18 protein-coding genes and 1 pseudogene are annotated in these 18426 nt (G+C 59.5%); 14 read left to right on the plus strand and 5 right to left on the minus strand.

Annotation, left to right across the window (positions count from 1 at the left end; genetic code table 11):
* Window positions 1-74: 74 nt before the first annotated feature.
* The 7 genes and pseudogenes from thiC (at window position 75) to ELH03_RS35665 (ending at window position 5099) form a co-directional block, all read left to right on the plus strand.
* A complete protein-coding gene (gene thiC, locus ELH03_RS35640) occupies window positions 75-1898 on the plus strand; it encodes a phosphomethylpyrimidine synthase ThiC (protein WP_130660116.1) in 1824 nt (607 codons plus the stop codon).
* Window positions 1898-2875, plus strand: coding sequence for a glycine oxidase ThiO (gene thiO, locus ELH03_RS35645; protein WP_128410185.1), 978 nt, complete (start codon window positions 1898-1900; stop codon window positions 2873-2875). Before thiC ends, thiO begins: the two co-directional genes overlap by 1 nt.
* 4 nt (window positions 2876-2879) lie before the next feature.
* Window positions 2880-3077, plus strand: coding sequence for a sulfur carrier protein ThiS (gene thiS, locus ELH03_RS35650; RefSeq protein WP_128410184.1), 198 nt, complete (start codon window positions 2880-2882; stop codon window positions 3075-3077).
* 3 nt (window positions 3078-3080) lie between these two features.
* Window positions 3081-3854 carry a thiazole synthase gene (locus tag ELH03_RS35655; RefSeq protein WP_128404063.1) on the plus strand — a complete coding sequence of 258 codons (774 nt, stop codon included), beginning with the start codon at window positions 3081-3083 and terminating at the stop codon, window positions 3852-3854.
* Window positions 3851-4459: a thiamine phosphate synthase gene (locus tag ELH03_RS35660; RefSeq protein ID WP_128410182.1), complete on the plus strand. Its 609-nt coding sequence runs from the start codon at window positions 3851-3853 to the stop codon at window positions 4457-4459. The genes ELH03_RS35655 and ELH03_RS35660 overlap by 4 nt, the downstream gene beginning before the upstream one ends.
* 127 nt (window positions 4460-4586) lie before the next feature.
* Window positions 4587-4717: pseudogene (locus tag ELH03_RS38400) on the plus strand (VapC toxin family PIN domain ribonuclease); the annotation flags it as partial.
* Between the two features lie 115 nt (window positions 4718-4832).
* Complete coding sequence (locus ELH03_RS35665) at window positions 4833-5099, plus strand: DUF982 domain-containing protein (protein ID WP_130660114.1); 267 nt, start codon at window positions 4833-4835, stop codon at window positions 5097-5099.
* Here the strand turns inward: ELH03_RS35665 and ELH03_RS35670 are convergent.
* From ELH03_RS35670 to ELH03_RS35685, 3 genes are all read right to left on the minus strand, one after another.
* Window positions 5079-5885, minus strand: a complete 807-nt coding sequence (locus ELH03_RS35670) for an MBL fold metallo-hydrolase (protein ID WP_130767568.1) — start codon at window positions 5883-5885, stop codon at window positions 5079-5081. The genes ELH03_RS35665 and ELH03_RS35670 overlap by 21 nt on opposite strands.
* Window positions 5886-5977: 92 nt before the next feature.
* The gene (locus tag ELH03_RS35675) at window positions 5978-6403 is read right to left on the minus strand and encodes a hypothetical protein (RefSeq protein WP_130660113.1); all 426 of its coding nucleotides are present in this window, start codon (window positions 6401-6403) and stop codon (window positions 5978-5980) included.
* A gap of 1180 nt (window positions 6404-7583) precedes the next feature.
* Window positions 7584-8927 (minus strand): chloride channel protein, encoded by a 1344-nt coding sequence (locus tag ELH03_RS35685; protein ID WP_128404058.1) that lies wholly within the window; start codon window positions 8925-8927, stop codon window positions 7584-7586.
* A gap of 615 nt (window positions 8928-9542) precedes the next feature.
* Between ELH03_RS35685 and ELH03_RS35695 the strand changes: the two genes are divergently transcribed.
* Entirely contained in the window at window positions 9543-9962 is a 420-nt protein-coding gene (locus ELH03_RS35695) for a GNAT family N-acetyltransferase (protein WP_128404086.1), read from the plus strand.
* Window positions 9963-10267: 305 nt separating this feature from the next.
* A complete protein-coding gene (locus tag ELH03_RS35700) occupies window positions 10268-11005 on the plus strand; it encodes a GGDEF domain-containing protein (protein ID WP_128404057.1) in 738 nt (245 codons plus the stop codon).
* Between the two features lie 286 nt (window positions 11006-11291).
* On the opposite strand, the gene ELH03_RS35705 is transcribed toward ELH03_RS35700, so the two are convergent.
* Both ELH03_RS35705 and ELH03_RS38595 read right to left on the minus strand, forming a co-directional pair.
* Window positions 11292-11591, minus strand: coding sequence for an I78 family peptidase inhibitor (locus tag ELH03_RS35705; protein WP_128404056.1), 300 nt, complete (start codon window positions 11589-11591; stop codon window positions 11292-11294).
* A 229-nt stretch (window positions 11592-11820) separates the two neighbouring features.
* The gene (locus tag ELH03_RS38595; RefSeq protein WP_261319829.1) at window positions 11821-11955 is read right to left on the minus strand and encodes a hypothetical protein; all 135 of its coding nucleotides are present in this window, start codon (window positions 11953-11955) and stop codon (window positions 11821-11823) included.
* A gap of 142 nt (window positions 11956-12097) precedes the next feature.
* Here ELH03_RS38595 and ELH03_RS35715 point away from each other — a divergent pair, with 142 nt between their 5' ends.
* The 5 genes from ELH03_RS35715 (at window position 12098) to ELH03_RS35735 (ending at window position 18410) form a co-directional block, all read left to right on the plus strand.
* Window positions 12098-13402: an ABC transporter substrate-binding protein gene (locus ELH03_RS35715; protein ID WP_128404054.1), complete on the plus strand. Its 1305-nt coding sequence runs from the start codon at window positions 12098-12100 to the stop codon at window positions 13400-13402.
* The gene (locus ELH03_RS35720; protein WP_128410180.1) at window positions 13402-14361 is read left to right on the plus strand and encodes a carbohydrate ABC transporter permease; all 960 of its coding nucleotides are present in this window, start codon (window positions 13402-13404) and stop codon (window positions 14359-14361) included. Before ELH03_RS35715 ends, ELH03_RS35720 begins: the two co-directional genes overlap by 1 nt.
* The gene (locus tag ELH03_RS35725) at window positions 14358-15179 is read left to right on the plus strand and encodes a carbohydrate ABC transporter permease (protein WP_128404052.1); all 822 of its coding nucleotides are present in this window, start codon (window positions 14358-14360) and stop codon (window positions 15177-15179) included. Before ELH03_RS35720 ends, ELH03_RS35725 begins: the two co-directional genes overlap by 4 nt.
* 4 nt (window positions 15180-15183) lie before the next feature.
* On the plus strand, window positions 15184-17235 hold the full coding sequence (locus ELH03_RS35730) for an alpha-L-fucosidase (RefSeq protein WP_128404051.1): 2052 nt from the start codon (window positions 15184-15186) through the stop codon (window positions 17233-17235).
* Window positions 17236-17375: 140 nt separating this feature from the next.
* A complete protein-coding gene (locus tag ELH03_RS35735; RefSeq protein WP_128404050.1) occupies window positions 17376-18410 on the plus strand; it encodes a LacI family DNA-binding transcriptional regulator in 1035 nt (344 codons plus the stop codon).
* Window positions 18411-18426 lie beyond the last annotated feature (16 nt).

An 18426-nucleotide genomic window follows, 5' to 3' on the forward strand; every position in this document is an offset into this window, starting at 1 on the left:
GAATCCACGGCGTTTTTTCATCATTCCAACACTGGAACTGGGTCTCCAAACGTCAAACCTTGGAGCCTCGAACCATGAATATTGCAACCACCAAACTCACTCCGGTCGTCACCACAGGTCCGCTTCCCGCCTCCGCGAAAGTCCTCAAAGCAGGCACCATTCATCCGGATATCCGTGTGCCGATGCGTCAGATCGCATTGCATCCGACCTCTGGCGAACCGCCGGTCACTGTCTACGATTCTTCCGGTCCCTACACCGCAGAAGGCACCGACATCCACATCGATGCAGGCCTGCCACGCCTGCGCGAAAGCTGGGTTCTTGCCCGCGGCGATGTCGAATCCTACGACGGCCGCATCGTCAGGCCGGAGGATAACGGCTTTATTTCCGCTGACCGGTTGACGCCGGAATTCTCCGTTCGCAACCAGCCTTTCAAGGCGAAGGCGGGGAGGGCCGTTACCCAGCTCGCCTATGCGCGGGCCGGCATCGTCACGCCGGAGATGGAATTCATCGCCATTCGCGAAAACCTCGGCCGACAGGCGGCTAAGGATGCTCTCATCCGCGACGGCGAAAGTTTTGGCGCCCATATCCCGGATTTCGTGACACCGGATTTCGTCCGTCGGGAAGTCGCGGAAGGCCGAGCGATCATTCCCGCCAATATAAACCATCCAGAATCCGAACCGATGATCATCGGCCGGAACTTCCTGGTAAAGATCAATGCCAATATCGGCAATTCCGCCGTCACCTCGTCGATGGAGGAGGAAGTCGAAAAGATGGTCTGGGCCATCCGCTGGGGCGCCGATACGGTCATGGACCTGTCGACAGGCCGAAACATCCACAACATCCGCGAATGGATCGTCCGCAATTCGCCGGTGCCGATCGGTACCGTACCGCTCTACCAGGCACTCGAAAAGGTAAACGGCATTGCCGAGGACCTCACCTGGGAGGTCTATCGCGATACGCTGATCGAACAGGCCGAGCAGGGCGTCGACTATTTCACCATCCATGCCGGCGTGCGGCTCGCCTATATCCCGCTGACCGTCAATCGCGTCACCGGCATCGTTTCCCGCGGCGGCTCGATCATGGCCAAGTGGTGTCTGCACCACCACAGGGAGAGTTTTCTCTACGAGCATTTCGAGGAGATCTGCGACATCTGCCGCGCTTACGACGTTTCCTTCTCGCTCGGTGATGGCCTGCGCCCGGGATCGATCGCTGATGCCAATGATGCGGCGCAGTTTGCGGAACTGGAAACGCTCGGCGAGTTAACGAAAATCGCCTGGGCGAAGGATTGCCAGGTGATGATCGAAGGTCCCGGCCATGTGCCGATGCACAAGATCAAGGAAAACATGGACAAGCAGCTTGCGGTCTGCGGCGAGGCGCCCTTTTATACGCTCGGACCGTTAACCACCGATATCGCGCCGGGCTACGACCACATCACGTCCGGCATCGGGGCTGCGATGATCGGCTGGTTCGGTACCGCCATGCTCTGCTACGTGACGCCCAAGGAACATCTCGGCCTGCCGGACCGCAACGACGTCAAGGTGGGCGTCATCACCTATAAGATCGCGGCGCATGCCGCCGATCTCGCCAAGGGCCATCCGGCGGCGCAGGTGCGCGACGATGCGCTCTCGCGCGCCCGTTTCGAATTCCGATGGGAGGACCAGTTCAACCTCTCGCTCGATCCGGAAACCGCCCGTTCCTTCCACGACGAAACGCTGCCGAAGGAGGCGCATAAGGTGGCGCATTTCTGCTCCATGTGCGGCCCGAAATTCTGCTCGATGCGGATTTCGCACGATATCCGCGCCGAAGCGCAGAGGGAGGGGTTGCAAGCCATGGCCGCCAAATATCGCGATGGCGGCGATCTTTACATGCCGGTCGAAAACCTTCCGAGTAACGCATAGTGTCTACCTTTCTCGTCAGAGGGGCCGGCGTTGCCGGCCTGGCGGCGGCCCATGAACTCGTCAAGCGGGGCTTTTCGGTTGAGGTGATCGAGAAGGCCGGCGCGGCGGGCCTTGGCGCCTCGCATTTTGCTGGAGGAATGCTGGCACCCTATTGCGAGCGGGAGGCGGCCGAAGAGGTTGTCCTGACATTGGGGCTGGGCGCGGCCGGATGGTGGGAGGAGGCCGTGCCCGGCGAGGTTCGTCGCCGCGGTACTCTGGTATTGGCGCAGCCACGCGACCTTCCGGATCTCGCTCGGTTTGCCGCGCGCACGACCGGTCATGTTTTGATCGATCGCAAGGGCGTAACCGACCTGGAACCTGCCCTTGCCGGCCGCTTCGAAAAGGCTCTTTTCTTCGAGCAGGAAGCGCATCTCGATCCACGGCGCGCACTGGCCGGGCTAGCCGACAGACTCCGCGAGCGCGGCGTGGTCTTCCATTTCGGCGGATACGAGCCGCAAGACCGGCGATTTTCCGGCGTGCTCGACTGCACCGGGCCAGCGGCGATACCGCGATTTTCCGGCATGCGCGGCGTGCGAGGCGAAATGCTCTATCTGGAAACTGCGGATGTGACGCTTTCCAGGCCGATCAGGATGCTGCATCCACGCCATCCGATCTATATCGTGCCCCGCGACGATCACCGTTTCATGGTCGGGGCGACGATGATCGAGGCCGAAGATGACGGACCGATTACCGCGCGTTCGCTCATGGAATTCCTGAACACGGCCTACACGCTGCATCCGGCGTTTGGCGAGGCACGCGTTATCGAGACCGGGACTGGCATACGTCCGGCGTTTGCCAACAACATTCCGCAAGTAATCGAAACGGAGGAGGGGCTCGCCATCGCCGGCATGCATCGGCATGGCTTCCTGTTGGCACCCGCCATGGCTGTGCGGGCCGCCGATATTCTCCTCGGGCGACATTCACGTCTGAAAGGCTAACCCCGTGAAACTGATCATCAATGGCGAAACCCAGGTCTGCGAGGCCGTAACCCTGGCCGAACTTCTTCATGTTCTGGAATACGAGGGCGACTGGTTGGCAACCGCCGTCAACGGAGATCTCGTGCATCGCGAGGACCGAGCCGGCCACCTGCTCGACGACGGTGATCGTATCGAAATCCTGTCCCCGATGCAGGGAGGTTGATCCATGCTTTCTCTTTATGATGCTGAGTTGTCTTCGCGGCTTCTGCTCGGTACCGCGCGTTATCCGTCACCGGCCGTCCTTGCCGAGGCGGTGAGCCGGTCCGGTGCGGAGATCGTCACGGTCTCGCTTCGCCGCGAAACGGCCGGCGGAAAGATGGGTGGAGCCTTCTTCGAACTCATCCGCCAGCTCGCGGTGCACGTCCTGCCCAACACCGCGGGATGTCACAGTGCGTCGGAGGCGATCCTGACCGCCAAGATGGCACGCGAAGTATTTGGTACCGACTGGATCAAGCTCGAGGTGATTGGTCATCACGACAGTCTCCAGCCGGATGTGTTCGAACTGGTCGAAGCCGCACGCATTCTTTGCGCGGAAGGGTTCTGCGTATTTCCCTATACGACGGACGATCTGGTGGTCGGTGAAAAGCTGGTCTCCGTCGGATGCCAGGTCTTGATGCCCTGGTGCGCGCCGATCGGTTCTGCCGCCGGTCCGCGCAACCCGTCCGCGCTCACCGCCATGCGGAGCGCCTTCCCGGACATCCCGCTGATCGTGGATGCGGGGATCGGGAGACCGTCGCATGCGACAACGGTGATGGAATTCGGTTACGACGCGGTGCTGCTCAATACGGCGGTCGCCGTCGCAGGCGATCCGCCCGCCATGGCCGAGGCGTTTGGCAAGGCGATCGAGGCGGGACGGCTCGCTTATCTTTCCGGCATGCTGGAGCCGCGCGACATGGCGGTACCGTCCACCCCGGTTGTCGGAAAGGGCGTTTTCGCATGAGGCTCGATCCCTTCTATCTCATCGTCGACAGTGCCGAATGGATCGAACGTCTCGTGCCGCTGGGCGTCAAACTGGTGCAACTGCGCGTGAAGGATCGCCCGGACGAGATCCTGCGCCAGGAAATCCGTCGTACTAAGGCCGTTTGCGCAGCGGCGAATTGCCAGCTGGTTGTCAACGACTACTGGAAACTGGCGATCGACGAGGGATGCGATTTCATCCATCTGGGCCAGGAGGATCTTGTGGAAGCCGACCTTGATGCCATTCGCAGAGCCGGCCTGAAACTAGGCCTCTCGACACATGACGAGGCTGAGCTCGAAACGGCTTTGGCTGCAAAACCTGACTATGTGGCGCTCGGCCCGATCTATCCCACTATTCTCAAGCAGATGAAATGGGCGCCGCAAGGTCTGGAACGGATCACAGACTGGAAGAGGCGTGTCGCGCCGTTGCCGCTGGTGGTGATCGGAGGGTTGAATGTCGACAGGCTACAGGGCGTATTCGACGCGAGCGCCGACACCGTGGCCGTTGTCACCGACATCACCTTGAACGCCGATCCCGAAGCGCGGACGCGCGAATGGATCGATCGCACAGCACCGTGGCGTTATTGAGGGTACCACCACGCGTCCGTCGTGCGCTCTCCAGGAAGTCCAGTTCGATATCGAGCGTCGACGCGCTGGGTGCGCGGCCGCCGAGCATTTCACCCGAAGTGCGCGGGGTTTGGAGCAGGGCTCATGGGGGAAGGCCATTGGCAAGGCTGATGGATATATTGCAGCCATAGCAGCGGCGACCGGCCCGGCACTTGCGACTCGCGACACCAGCCCCTTCGAGGCCGCCGGATTGAAGTGTTCAATCCATGGTCCGAATAAACGACAGTGATCTAAGTGCTGTCGCAACTGCGCCTATCAGACCAAGGTCCTAGCATTGGAACGCCGTTCGCACCGGGGGCATTTATCTTATCATTTCCACTACCAGGAGGTATCGATGCCCACGGAAATCTGGCAGACGCCAATCGAGGTCGCGGTCGAAGGCGGCGATCACTTCAAAAGTGTCCAAAACAGCCGCGAGGCCCTTGAGACCCTCATGACCTGCTGGCCCGAAAAAGGCGGCAGATCGTTCGCCCTTGCAAAACGTGCCTGCATGAAGTCGCTCAGCGGAGAAGCGGACCATGCCGCGGCAGCGCGTGCTTTTCAGGAAGCGGCGATCGAAGCGGGTATCCTCCGCCCACCATTAACCTTCAATGGCCCTTAAGTATCGTTGTACAGACCTTTCCAGGACAGGTGAGCCGCCTGTTTGGATCGTTCTCCCGGCGAATGCGCCGTAAATCGAGTCAAATCGGTAAGGCCGTACGGCCTCCGATATGCCATTCACAGTTCTGGCGTTGAGCGGAATGAGGTTCGGATAGCTGCCCATGAAGCTCACAAACTGACGGTCCAGAGTGACTTGCATCGTGTCGCCCACGAACAGAGCGCCCCGCCCAGCTTCCAGCCACGGACAATGAAGCACCGAACTGCCAGCGAAATGCCCACCGCAACGAATGAAGGTCGCCGGACCTAGTTGCAGAGTTTCACCCTTCCATAGGCGAAGTGCCGGACCAGGTCTCTGTACCCACTCGCCGTCATCGGCGTGGAGATAGATCGGCACGCCACCACAGGCTGTGCTCCACTCGACCATTGAAGAATAGAAGTGTGGGTGCGAAATGGCGATCGCCATAAGACCGCCCATCGCACCAATTCGGGCCGCACTCGCCTCGTCAACGAGGCTGAGGCAATCCCAAAGAATGTTGCCATGCGGTCCCTCGATGAGAAAGGCGCGCTGACCAATTGCGAAGGCAGGTGAGATCTGCAGGCTGTGAACACCCTGCGCTTCTTGGTTCCAAATCACACTGTGTGTCCGGCTGATTGTCGCCATATCCGTCCATCTTTGCCCCGACTGGGGCACGAACTGACGGTCGTCTTCGCAGATTGGGCAGGCTGGCGGCGGCTCAGATCTCTCGCTGAACTGAGCGCCGCAGGCGGTACAGAGAAAACAAGTCATTCTCAAATCCTCGACAGGCATGGGTGTGACCTCATCATTCCCAGCAACAAAACGCGGGTACTTTCAAACTGGGAATCTGAGATGGGACCGGCTTAAGCGAAGCCTTCAAAGATATCCTGGATGATTGCCTCGACCCGCGTAATCTCCTGATCGGTTAATTTTTCGAACTCACGTTCCCTTCTTTTCCTGGGCAAGGCCCCGTTGTTCTGACGAATGAACATCAACAGGTCATCTGCTAGTCGATCCGGCATCTCGACCGTGTCCATGATCGCGCGCCGGGCTTCATCATGGCGCCGCAGATAATCGATCTCGCGGGGGAGGTCGTGCTCAACAGTGCGCTGGACGCGCTGATACAGGAAGGTCGCAGCGTCAGTGCAGACGAAATACCGGCAAAGGTCGTCTGTGTCGTTGAGAATCTCGACGTTCCTGTCTGGGGAGGGACGCCAGTCGATGTAAGCCATCAACGGCGCCGAATGGGATTGCAGCGTCGCCCGGTAGTCATCTATCCGGTCCAGCATGATCGAGCTGCATCAAGTACGCCCTATGAGTCGAAAATCCGTAGATCCCATTTTCCAAAATACGACGTGGTTGCGGCGCATATCAGGGCGTTGCGCTTCAGCGCGAGCAACAAAAGCTCTTACATTGCCGCCCGATGAAGCGGATTGGCTCGATGAATGGGCGGAGGTCTGCGCGCTTGCGAAGGGTGTGCCTGTGCCCACCATAGACCCTGTCGCCGCCCGAGCCGCGTTGGAGCGGATTGCCGGAGTGGAAGTGGCATTGCGAAAGCGAGATAACAAGGCAACATCCCGCGACATCAATCAACCGGATTGGGGACGCGAGAATCCACTCGTAGAGAAAATTTGCCACCACCGGCTTCGGCATGGACGGTGTTTTTCGAGCATGACACGGAGGGCTGCGCCTGGGTGACTGCGAAGGCAGTTGATAGCCATAGGACAATGTTGAGCAGCCTCGGCGTTAAATTCCGAAAGGTGCTCTAACCTCGGAAATGGCAAGCTCGCGCTTTCGATGACGCGGAGTCCTTCCCCGCGCGGCCAGCAGCCTGTCGAGTTCTTCTTTGGATCTACCGAACCGCGTCATGAGACGTTCCGCCTCGCCCGGCGCCAAGCCGTAATGGCGGCAGAGCGTGGCGTTGGAATACTCATCGGTAGCGGGGTACTTCATCATCTCGGTCCTTCAGGCTCCGCGGGGATGGCGGCTAGTTAGACCCATCTCCGACATCACGACGTCGTGCGCCCATGAGGCAAGAATTCCAGTTTCGTCGAACATGCGATGGGAACATCGAACATGAATTCACGGTATTCACCCTTCCGTCCACAGCGCGTCGGCTGCAGGGTCGCGATAGTAACCACGGTCGATTTTGATGAACGAGCGATGCATCTGTTCGACCTTTCCTTGCCTAGGAAACGGCGATTCCGTCGGCAAGTTCCAACCAAACGTGGGAACATGTTACGCGATTATCTGCTCGCTTCGCGTGACGGCTGAACATCAAAACGACAGGAAATATACCGTCATGCCACAGAGAGGCGGTGGCGGAAATGACGTCTAAGACCGGTGCGACGTTGGCGGGCCTGGCAGTGGGCAGGCGGAGATATTTGTGGGTTCTCCTTCGACGGTGACTACTGGCCGACCGCGTGAGCATCCGGCCAGTCGTCTCATTCCTGCTGCCTCTCACATCTCCTACTCAGTTTCCTTTTCGACGGCCCGGCGGGCTCTGATCGCTGCGGCTAAAAAGACCCGCGAAAGTCCGTGGTATAGCGGTTCGCGCGACAGTATCCGCGAAGTCACGTAGCCGATCATAGACACCGCCATGATCGGGATAACGGCCTGGTGGTCGCCGGTCATTTCCAGGATGATGACGAAAGCCGTCATCGGTGCCTGTACCACGCCCGCGAAATAACCCGCCATGCCAAGGATGGCCGCCAACGCGATGCTGGTACCAAGCAACGAACCGACTGTGCTGCCAAATCCAGCGCCGATCGCCAGCGACGGCGCAAAGATACCTCCCGGTATGCCCGACAGCATCGACAGGAAGCTGGCGGCGAGCTTCTCGACGAAGAAGAGCAACGGCAGGGCATTTCCCTCGACTGCGCCTCTGGCCTGCTGGTAGCCGGTGCCGAAGGTCGTACCCCCGGATGCGAGGCCAATCAGCGCGATCGCAAGCCCGCAAATGCCCGCAGTCGCCAGCATGCGTTTCAGCGGTTGCGGTTGCGCCCAACGGCGGATCTTCTGGCCGAAGTGCAGCGCGAAGCTGCTGAAGCCCGCGCCGAGCGCGCCGCCGCCGACACCGCAGATCAGAACAAGTCCCCAGTCGCGAAATGCGGTCGGAGCTGCCGATGCCATGCCGAAATAATTGTAGCTTCCGGAAAGCCCGAGCGCCGCGAGACCAGAGAGGATGACTGCCGTGAGCACCAGCCCGTTCGCCCGAGACTCGTAGCTCCGGCTCATCTCCTCGATGGCGAAGACGATACCGGCAAGCGGCGTATTGAAGGCCGCCGCAATGCCCGCCGCCGATCCTGCCAAGATCAGCCCCCGCGCCTGCGCCATGCCACTGAGCCGGGCGACGGCGAGCATGATCGATGCACCGACCTGCACGGTCGGTCCCTCGCGGCCGATCGAGGCGCCGCAGAACAGGCCCAGCACGGTCAGCACGATCTTGCCGAAGGCGATCTTCAGTGACAGCAGCCGCGTCCGATCCTCCTCGTCCCGCAGATGCCGCGCCGCGATCGCCTGTGGAATGCCGCTGCCCTGCGAGTTCGGAAACAGCGTCGCGGCAAGAAAGGCCGACAGCATGAATCCGGCCGGCGTCAGGACCAACGGGAGGAGGAAGGCCCATTCGCCGGATGAGGTGAGCTCGCTGAATGCCTCCTGCGCCAGGTCCGCGAGCTTGGCGAAGCCGACGCTGATTACTCCTATCGCCAACGCCCCGCACCAGAAGACCAGCCTCGGTCGCCAGAGTGCGAACGAGCCCCAGAGCACACGGGATCGTCGAAGCAGTTTGGAATAGCGATAGGGATTGGGCATCTCGAACTCGGCACACGATGAAGCTGGCTGAAGCCTTCTAACGCCAAATGCGCGGGAAGATCTATTGGCATCGGACTTCGGTGGTGGAGCTTGGGCGGCCCATCCCATCTAAATTCCTGGATTTCATTTGCGAACGGATGAATTACGGATTCGATCACCTCGGTCGCCATTTGGAATTCTTTCTTGCGGTTCTCGATGCCATGGCGTCGGGCAATCCAGTCGAAATCGTTGTAGGCGACATTCACCGAGCCATCCTTCGTCTGGCAAATCGCAACCGGTGCCGATCTTTACCCTGGACCGGAAATCGCCCCCGCTTTGAGGGAGGAGGGATCATGAAGAGTGCATCTTGCCTTATTGGTCTACTCGCCTGCCTGCAGGTCAAACCCGCGCGTTCTGGGCGGCACATGGAGCAGATCAAAAGTTGTATCATCTAACCTACGTTGGAATCCTGGCCGTGGTTAGGTGAGGGCAGCAAGACCGCCGTTCGTCAGCAAATCCGGCGGAAAAGTCGACGCCAGGCTGGATTACCAAGTGATTAATGGGGCACGATGCAGCCAACTATCATCAAGGGCGGCGAGAGAAATTTTTTAGGAGGCTGCATTGAAAGGCATCACATTGACTCAGCCCGGCGATTACCGCATCGAGCCTCGTGTCCCGGGCATCGACGATTATCTGCGCCTGCGCCATCTGTCCGGCCTCAGCCCCTTTTCGAGAGAGGCTGCCAAAAAGGGGCTGCCCAATTCAATCTTTGGCGTCTGCCTGATGAGCGGCGATGCGGTAATCGGCATGGGTCGCATTATCGGCGACGGAGGCTGCTTCTTTCAGGTCACCGACATCGCGATTATGCCCGAGCACCAGGGCAGGGGGCTTGGCAAGATGATCATGGCCGCGCTGACGAACCATATCGAGAACAAGTTGCCAAAGATGGCCTATGTCAGTCTGATCGCCGACGTCCCGGCGAACCGCCTCTACCGACAGTTCGGTTTCGCTGAAACCGCGCCGCGCTCGGTCGGGATGGCGAGGAAAGTTGCCTGACGACAGGCGTCAGGCGAGCCATCCCGCTCCTCTGCCGGCAGGCTTAGAAGCTCCGTTTGCCGGGCGGAAATCATGGGATGAACGTCTCGATGTTCCACGACCATTCAAGGCGGCCACGATGACTACGGCCGCGCATCTGCACACAGAAGTCGAGGTCAGGCGCAATCTGGTAGTCAGGTGAAGGTTTTGGCCATTCGAACCGAATCGACGGTGAGAGAGACGCATGAATCAAGTTTTATCGATGTGTTTCAACCGATTTTAAATTCATGAGCCCATAGCAGTTTCACTTCGTCACGGTGGTATTGATGCGTCGTATTGTCGAAAAGTCAATTTTAACTGGACTGCTCTCAGTGTTCGCCTCACTGGCTCTTTCGTTCATCATTGTTCCACTGTTGGGCGGGGAAGTGGCAGGCGCTGGCCTATTCATGACCATTTTTTGCCCGCTGGCCATATCGATCCCGGCTTCGGCGCTGCATTTTACTCAGTCGGAAAAAGTCCGGCGCGCTGAAGCTGCGACAAAAGAGGCTTTGAACAAGCTCGCGGACGCCTATGACGCCCTTCGCGTCCAATCTCGCACGGATGGCCTGACGGGCATTCTCACTCGCAGCGCCTTCATGGAAGACCTAGACGCAACCAGTCAACGCGGTTTATCCGGCGCCTTGCTGTTTCTGGACCTGGACTATTTCAAGTCGATCAACGACCGATATGGTCATGCAACTGGCGATGAAGCTCTTCGCTGCACCGGTCGTATCCTCGCCCGCTACCAAGGACAGTCAGATTTCGCAGGACGCCTCGGAGGCGAAGAGTTCGGTCTGTTTCAAAGCAAATTGACGGCTGCCGAGATGCTTATGCGTTGCGAGGAAATTCGGGAAGAGATCGCGCGTATTGATCTGCGATCTCCCTCAGGTTCGAAAGTGCGAATATCGGCGAGTATCGGTGTATTCCATTGCCAGCCCGGGTTTCATCCCCACTCTTGTTTGAAAGCCGCGGACGAAAACCTTTATCAGGCTAAAGCCTCGGGTAGAAACATGGTCATCGGGTAGCTATCGAGCATGTGTCCGAAGATCTAGAAAAAACCTTTCCACTGTCACAGGTGGTGCTGAGAGTCCGAGTGCCGGATATTCATGAACCGCTTGGGACACTTGGCCACAGCAGGGGATTGCGCGCGAGTTTGGCAGCACATCGTGATGTCGGACCGTGAGCCAGCAGAAAGCTACTGATGCCAGCGTTGATCCTGATTGACATTGCGCGGCATTGGTCCAGAGGCTCACGGCTAGCCGCTTTCCTGTTTCGACCAAGACAATGCACTCACAGCATTTTGGGTCAATATCATCCGCAGCTGGCTCTCACCACTCGGCCGGAGGCGGAATCGGTCTCGAGGGTCACTCGGTTGGGTCTGTAATCATGTGTAACGGGCTGGCCGGGTGCGATCTGACGCGCACTGATTGCTCCGGTTATCCGCCTGGCTTCTTCGTCGGTCGGCTTGGGCCTTCCAATGAGTGTTTGGGCGGCCGCGGCATCGCATCGGCCACTTGTAACTTGAGCCGTTGTGCCCGCTGAGCACGCCACCAACGCTGCAACTGCGCCCAGGAATACCAAACCAGACAGGACACGGACTGCATGCTGCATTAATTTTTTCCCTCTTCCTGCCGACGGTTAGTCCAGCGGTGCATGGGCCGGGACCTATTAGTGCTGGGGAGTGTGTTGAAATCTTGATCAGGCAGTCCTTGGAGGCTTTCGCAGCTGTTACACTGATTATCAATGTCCATAAATCATACTAGGATATGAGCTCATAAATCATTTTATCAGCCTATAGGTTGAGAGCCGACCTCCGGTACCTGGAATTTGGGCCTATTGTTCAGGCGATATCCGATCCGCTCAAGTCCTGCCCCGCGAAAATACCCGTTGCGACGCCGAAATCGCGCATGGCTGCGCCAACCAGCAAAGCTCCTTCGAGAAGCGCGAATTCGCGGTCGCGCCGATTGGCAGCCATGATGCGGGTGCCGATGAACCACGGCGGACGCCGGATACGATAGCCGTCTTTCCCAGAAAGCACTTGCCTGATGCAAATTAGATGATAACGTTTCAATTAAATTGCATGCCGAAAGGCGCATCATCGTTTGGGAGGACGTGAGATGACCAGCAGCAGATTTATGCCTCAAATCCATCGCCGTACTCTGCTCGCGGGGGCAGGAAGTGCCGCATTGGCGGCGCTGGCCGGCCGCGTCCGGGCGCAGGATACCGTGAGTGGCGAGCTTGTCGTTCTCAACTGGATCGGTGGTTCCGAGGCTGAGATGATGAAGACGATTCAGAACGGGTTTCTGAAGAAATATCCCAGCGTGAGGATCCGCGAGGTCAACATCACCGGGCAGGGCGATATGCGTGGCGGTATCCGTACCGCGCTGCTGGGAGGTGAAGTGGTCGACGTTCTGATCAACACCTGGCCCGCCTTTCGCAAGGAGTTGTCGGATGCCGGCATGCTGCGGCCGATCGACGATCAGTGGAAGAGCTTCGGCTGGGACAAGCTCATCAGCCAGTCATGGAAGGATCTGGGTTCGATCGATGGTGCGGCCTATGGGCTGACCTACACATTCGGCGACCGTTCTGGCATCTGGTACAAGAAGGAGCATCTGGCCAAGGCGGGGATCACGGCGCCGCCGAAGACCTGGGATGAGTTCCTGGCGACGTTTAGCAAGCTGACCGAGGCAGGTTATGCGGCCCCGGTTGCAGTTCCCGGCAAATACTGGGCGCATGCCGAATGGTTTGAAAACCTGCTTCTGAGAACCGCAGGCGTCGAGACGGCTGCGAAGCTCGCGGCTCACGAAATTCCGTGGACGGATCCGGCGGTGAAGACGGCGCTCAGCAAATATGCCGAGATGCTGTCGGCCGGCTGCTGCGGCGCGACCAACACAATGCTTGCCAATGACTGGGACGGCGAGGCTGATCAGATTTTCCAGGCCAATGCGAAGAACTATCTCCTGATCGGCATGTGGATGAACAACCGGGCCAAGAATGACTACAAGCTTGTCGAGGGCACCGATTACGACCTCTTCCAATTCCCATCGCTTGGCATGGGCCACGACGACACCACGAGCGTCGATGCCAAAGAGTTGCTGGTGACGAGCAACGGCGCCAACCCGAAAGCGGCGGACGCTTTCCTCGACTACTGGACCAGTGCCGAGGCTGCCAACCTGCTTGCCAAGAACGGCTATGCATCGCCGAGCAGCCAGGTCGACAGCGCTCTTTATGGTGAGGCGCAGAAGACGGCAACAGCTGCGGTCGCCAGTTCGAAGCTGCAATTCGTGCTGGGCGACCTCTTGCCTGGCGATCTCGTCGACGAATATCGCGTTCAGTTGCAGAAATTCCTGCAGGATCCGTCCGCCGCCAATATCGACACCGTCCTGGCGGCGATCGAAACCAAGGCCCAGGGTTCCTACTAATGGCCGATACCTCCGCGTCCTCGGTGCGGGAAGCGGCGGGCGTGATGCAGGGTTCTGCGCTGGCGGCTGGCATCGAAGGCCGCCGGCGTCTGCTCAGGGACACGCCCGCTGCGCTTATTCTGATTGCACCGGTCATCCTGCTGTTTGCGATCGCCGTGGTCTATCCGCTGGCCGAGACGATCCGGCTGAGCTTCTGGGATATCCAGGGGCTCAGAAAACCGGCCTTTATCGGCTTCGGCAATTATGCGCGGCTGTTTTCGGACGCTGCCTTTCGCAACACGCTGCTGACCACGCTGATCTTCACCATCGGCACGACGGTGATTTCGGTGGCGATCGGCTGGGTTCTGGCAATGCTGTGCGCGTTCGCGCCGCAACAGACGCTGCCATTCCGGGTGATGATCTTTGCCGCCTTCGGCATTTCGGAAGCCGTTTCCGGTTACATGTGGATTGGCATTTATAGGCCGGATGCCGGCGGTCTGCTCAATTCACTCATCCAGCTTGTCGGGTTTTCCGGCTTTGCGCATGCATGGCTCGGTGACGCCAGTACGGCACTGTGGGCGCTGATCATTGCCGCCTCCTGGAGCGGCGTTGGCCTGCCGCTGATGCTGATCTTCGCCGCCATCCAGGCGATCCCGAAATCCGTGATCGAAGCAGCCTATATGGACGGCGCCAAGCCGTTGTCGACGATGCGCCATATCATGATGCCGCTGTCGATGCCGGGCGTGCGTGTCGCGGTCTTCATCAATCTTCTGGGTGCGCTACGCGCCTTCGACATCATCTACATCCTCACCGGCGGCGGGCCAGTGCGCGCCACCGAAACCGTCGGCTATTTCATGTATCGGGAGTCAATGACCCAGTTCAAATTGGGATACGGTGCGGCCGCAACCGTGATCTTGCTGCTTGCCGTGCTCATTGTCTCGATTCCCGCGATCGTCCAGCGGACGGCGGGTGCAAAATGATCGGCAAGGCTCCGCCCTGGATTATCGTCGTCGTCGGCATCGTCGCCTTCATCTGGATGGTCCCGATCATCGGTATTGTCGTTACATCACTGCGTCCACCGGAAGGCGTTTCGCTCGGCTGGTGGCGCTTCGATCATCTCGACTTGACGTTGAGTGCCTGGCGTCGCGTCTGGGACAAATATCCCCTCGCGCAGTCCATGTGGGTGACGATGAAGACGGCGGGCATCGCGACCGCGTTGACGATGCTTCTGACGCCGGCTGCGGCCTATGCTTTCCACTTCCTGACGTTCCCCCTGCGCCGCGTGCTGCTGATCATCATCATCAATGCCTTCGTGCTGCCGCAGCAGGTCGTCATCATCCCGCTTTTCACGCTTTGGCGCGATCTCGGGCTGATCGACAACATTCTTTCCGTACTCATTCCTTATGTCGGGATGTCCTTCGCCTGGTCGATCTTCCTCGTCAAAAACTTCTTCGAGGATTTTCCGCGTGAACTCATCGAAGCCGCCAAGATCGATGGCTGCGGACCACTTGCGACCTTCCGCCACGTGGTGCTGCCGAACAGCCTGTCACCGATCTTCGCCGTTGGCATCCTGCAGTTCCTCTGGACATGGAATGCACTGCTGCTGCCGATGCTTTTCCTGCGCAACAACGTACCTCTTCCCGTGCTGCTCGCCCGTATTTCCGGCAGTTACGAAATCAACTGGGATCTGAGATCGGTGGCGGCGATCATCACCACTATCGTTCCCCTGCTCGTTTTCCTTGTCTTCCAACGTCAGTTCGCCGCCGGATCGCAGACACGCGCCGGCGCAAAGGAATAGGACCATGCCCAAGATCACCAACAAGCCGCTGCGTTATCGGCAGATCCATCTCGATTTCCATACCTCCGAACATATCCCCGGCATTGGCGCGGAATTCGATCCGGACGCCTTCGTCTCGACGCTGAAGGCGGCGCACGTCGATTCCATCACCATCTTCGCCAAGTGCCATCATGGCTGGTCCTATTATCCGACCAAGGTCGGCAAGCCGCATCCGCAGCTTGCCCGGCCGGATCTGCTCGGGGACATGGTGAAAGCGCTGGCCGCCGCCGATATCGACAGCCCGATCTATATTTCCGTCCAGTGGGACGAACTAACCGCACGAGAGCACCCGGAATGGCGCGCCATGAGCGCCTCGAACCGCTATCAACATGACCGTCCTGCCGATCCCTCGGCAGGCAAGCAGCTAAGCCCCGCCTGGCATACACTTTGCCTCAACCATGCAGGCCTCCGGCATTACATTCTCGATCAGGCACGGGAAGTCGCTGAAAGCTATCCGACCCAGGGGCTGTTCTTCGATATCATTCTGACGCCGGATTGTGTCTGCCCGGCCTGCATCGAGCGCATGCAGTGCAATGGACTCGACCCGGAAAATCCGGCAGACCGGCTGAAAAACGACGAAGCCGTCAACGAGCAGTTTCGCCGCGAAACCAGCGAGGCGCTGTTCGAGGAATTCCCCAACCTCAGGGTGTTCTACAATTGCGGTCATATCCACAAGCATGGGCCGGAGCGCTTCGCCACCTATTCTCACCTCGAACTCGAAAGTCTGCCGACCGGCGGCTGGGGCTACGATCATTTCCCATCCAGTGCCCGTTATGCGGCAACACTCGGCATGGATTTCCTTGCCCATACCGGCAAGTTCCACACCTCCTGGGGAGAGTTCGGGGGGTTCAAGCATCCGGATGCGCTGGAATATGAATGCGCCCAGATGATTGCGCTCGGTTCCAAATGCCTGGTCGGCGATCAGCTTCATCCGAACGGGGCGATCAACCCCGATACCTATGCCTCGATCGCTCCGGCCTATCACCGCGTCGAAAAGCTCGAACCCTTCCTCGAGGGCGCAAAGCAGGTCTCTGAAATCGCCATCCTCTCGGCTGAACACATGAACCCGACAGGTGCACGCAACCATCCGAGCGATGATGGCGCGGCGCAGGTGCTACAGGAGCTGAAACGTCCGTTCGACGTCCTCGATCTATCCGGCCGCTTCGAGCAATATCGGTTGCTGATCCTGCCGGACGAGATCCCCGTTGACGCGGCGCTCGCCGCGCGTCTGAAGTCTTACCTCGCCGGCGGCGGCAGGATCATCGCCTCCTGGCATTCGGGCCTCGACGAAGACGGCGGATTTGCAATCGACTTCGGTATTGAAAGGGGGCCTGCGCCCGTCGCTTTCTGGCCGAGCTATGTGAAGGCCGGCAAGGATCTCGATCCATCCATGCCGGAAACGGCCTTTGTCTTTTATGAGGAGGCCGAAACGGTTCGGTCCGTCGGTGCAACGGTGTTGGCAGGGATTTTCCCCTCCTACTTCAACCGCTCCTACAAGCATTTCTGCTCGCACCAGCACGCGCCCGACGATCCGGATGCCGATATGCTCGGCGCGGCCGTGACTGTGAACAAGGGTGCAGCCTATATCGCCTACCCCATCTTCCGGCTCTACCGGGCGATGGGTCAACCGCTCTACAAATATGTCCTTCGCGGGCTCCTCGACCGTCTCGTTCCCAATCCGGCCATGGTCACGGACCTGCCCTCTTCCGGCCGGGCAACGCTGACGCGCCAGATCGAGCACGACCGCCATATCCTGCACCTGCTTTACGGCCCACCGCAAATCCGGGGCAAGGACGTGCGCGGTGATGACGGCTCGACCCGTATCATGGAGATGATCGAGGACATTCCGGCGATCGGCCCCGTCAAGGCCACCGTCCGGCTTCCCGCAAAGCCAAAGCGTGTCTTTGACGCGATGACGGGCGAGGATGTGGCATGGAATGCCGGCGACGACGGAGCCATCAGCATCACGCTACCGCGCCTGCGCATCCACAGCGCCGTCGTTTTTGAAGGCGCCTGATGCAGGCGCAAGTGATGGGACCGTCGGACGTTGCTCTTGCTGCCCGCGCTACTGGTGGGCAGCGGGGCGCTGGGCTATACGACGGAAAAGTGCCTGACCAGGCACCATTCCCCCTAAATGCGTGCAGGAGCCCACTCGACATGCGACAGACGGACCAAACGGCCGGAAGGAGGCGGGGAGCCACGATTATCGATGTTGCCAGGGTGGCAAACGTCGCTGTCGGCACCGTGTCCCGATATATCAACGGCCAGACCATTCGGCGGTCAAATCGTGAGCAGATCGAGCGGGCGATCCAGGATCTCGGCTATCGGCGCAATGCCGCTGCCGCCTCGATCCGCACCGACCTCACTCATATGATCGGCTTCCTGGTGCCGACTTTCGACGAATTCCACGCGCGCATGCTGGAGCACCTTGCCCATTCGGTGCGCCAGACCGGACGCGCACTTTTGACCTACTGCCACGGCGGAGACCCTCGCGTGGTTGCCGAAGCGCTGGATTTCTTCGCGGCGCAGCGCGTCGATGCGCTGGTCATGGATGGTACCGCTGAGGTCTATGATCGCGTCGACGATCTGATCAAGCACGACATTCCGATCATCTTCTACAACAATGACGTTCGCGGCCTGGCCGCCGACCGGGTGATGGTCGAGAACCAGCGCGCAAGCCATCGCATCGTCAGCCACCTGATCGACCTCGGCCATAGCCGCATCGGCATCCTGACCGGCGACCCGCGCAACTCTTCGGGTATCGAGCGGCTTGCTGGTTATGAGCAGGCACTGAGCGACAGAGGTTTAACAATCGATCCGACCCTTGCTGCGCGCGGCAACTGGCGCATGGACGGAGGTTACGAGGCCACCAAGCGGCTGATGTCACTCCAAACCCCGCCGACTGCAATCTTTTCCGCCAATTACGGCATGGCAGTCGGGGCGCTCAGCTGGCTGAAGGAAAACGGCCGGCATGTGCCCGAGGATATCTCGCTTGTAAGCTTCGACGACGTGGCCATCTTCCGCCTCTATGAAGCCGGCATCACCGCCGTTGCCCAGCCGGTGGCGAGCATTGCCGAAACGATCACAGACATTCTCGTGGAACGCCTGACAGAAACGTCTGGCGACGCGACGCGCACCGTCATTCTCGAATGCGACATCATCCTGCGAGGCTCGACGCGACGGATCAATTGACGCGTCTGTCCGCCAG

The organism is Rhizobium beringeri (assembly GCF_004306515.1).
Classification (GTDB): domain Bacteria; phylum Pseudomonadota; class Alphaproteobacteria; order Rhizobiales; family Rhizobiaceae; genus Rhizobium; species Rhizobium beringeri.

What these genes read in the sequence shown, in the direction of transcription:
- ELH03_RS35665 (WP_130660114.1), top strand. Translation starts at nt 4,833, where the DNA reads ATGCCCACGGAAATCTGGCAGACGCCAATCGAGGTCGCGGTCGAAGGC.
- ELH03_RS35670 (WP_130767568.1), bottom strand. Translation starts at nt 5,885, where the DNA reads ATGACTTGTTTTCTCTGTACCGCCTGCGGCGCTCAGTTCAGCGAGAGA.
- ELH03_RS35660 (WP_128410182.1), top strand. Translation starts at nt 3,851, where the DNA reads ATGAGGCTCGATCCCTTCTATCTCATCGTCGACAGTGCCGAATGGATC.
- ELH03_RS35715 (WP_128404054.1), top strand. Translation starts at nt 12,098, where the DNA reads ATGACCAGCAGCAGATTTATGCCTCAAATCCATCGCCGTACTCTGCTC.
- ELH03_RS35700 (WP_128404057.1), top strand. Translation starts at nt 10,268, where the DNA reads ATGCGTCGTATTGTCGAAAAGTCAATTTTAACTGGACTGCTCTCAGTG.
- ELH03_RS35705 (WP_128404056.1), bottom strand. Translation starts at nt 11,591, where the DNA reads ATGCAGCATGCAGTCCGTGTCCTGTCTGGTTTGGTATTCCTGGGCGCA.
- ELH03_RS35675 (WP_130660113.1), bottom strand. Translation starts at nt 6,403, where the DNA reads ATGCTGGACCGGATAGATGACTACCGGGCGACGCTGCAATCCCATTCG.
- ELH03_RS35725 (WP_128404052.1), top strand. Translation starts at nt 14,358, where the DNA reads ATGATCGGCAAGGCTCCGCCCTGGATTATCGTCGTCGTCGGCATCGTC.
- ELH03_RS35730 (WP_128404051.1), top strand. Translation starts at nt 15,184, where the DNA reads ATGCCCAAGATCACCAACAAGCCGCTGCGTTATCGGCAGATCCATCTC.
- ELH03_RS35655 (WP_128404063.1), top strand. Translation starts at nt 3,081, where the DNA reads ATGCTTTCTCTTTATGATGCTGAGTTGTCTTCGCGGCTTCTGCTCGGT.
- ELH03_RS38595 (WP_261319829.1), bottom strand. Translation starts at nt 11,955, where the DNA reads ATGGCTGCCAATCGGCGCGACCGCGAATTCGCGCTTCTCGAAGGAGCT.
- ELH03_RS35735 (WP_128404050.1), top strand. Translation starts at nt 17,376, where the DNA reads ATGCGACAGACGGACCAAACGGCCGGAAGGAGGCGGGGAGCCACGATT.
- thiC (WP_130660116.1), top strand. Translation starts at nt 75, where the DNA reads ATGAATATTGCAACCACCAAACTCACTCCGGTCGTCACCACAGGTCCG.
- ELH03_RS35685 (WP_128404058.1), bottom strand. Translation starts at nt 8,927, where the DNA reads ATGCCCAATCCCTATCGCTATTCCAAACTGCTTCGACGATCCCGTGTG.
- ELH03_RS35720 (WP_128410180.1), top strand. Translation starts at nt 13,402, where the DNA reads ATGGCCGATACCTCCGCGTCCTCGGTGCGGGAAGCGGCGGGCGTGATG.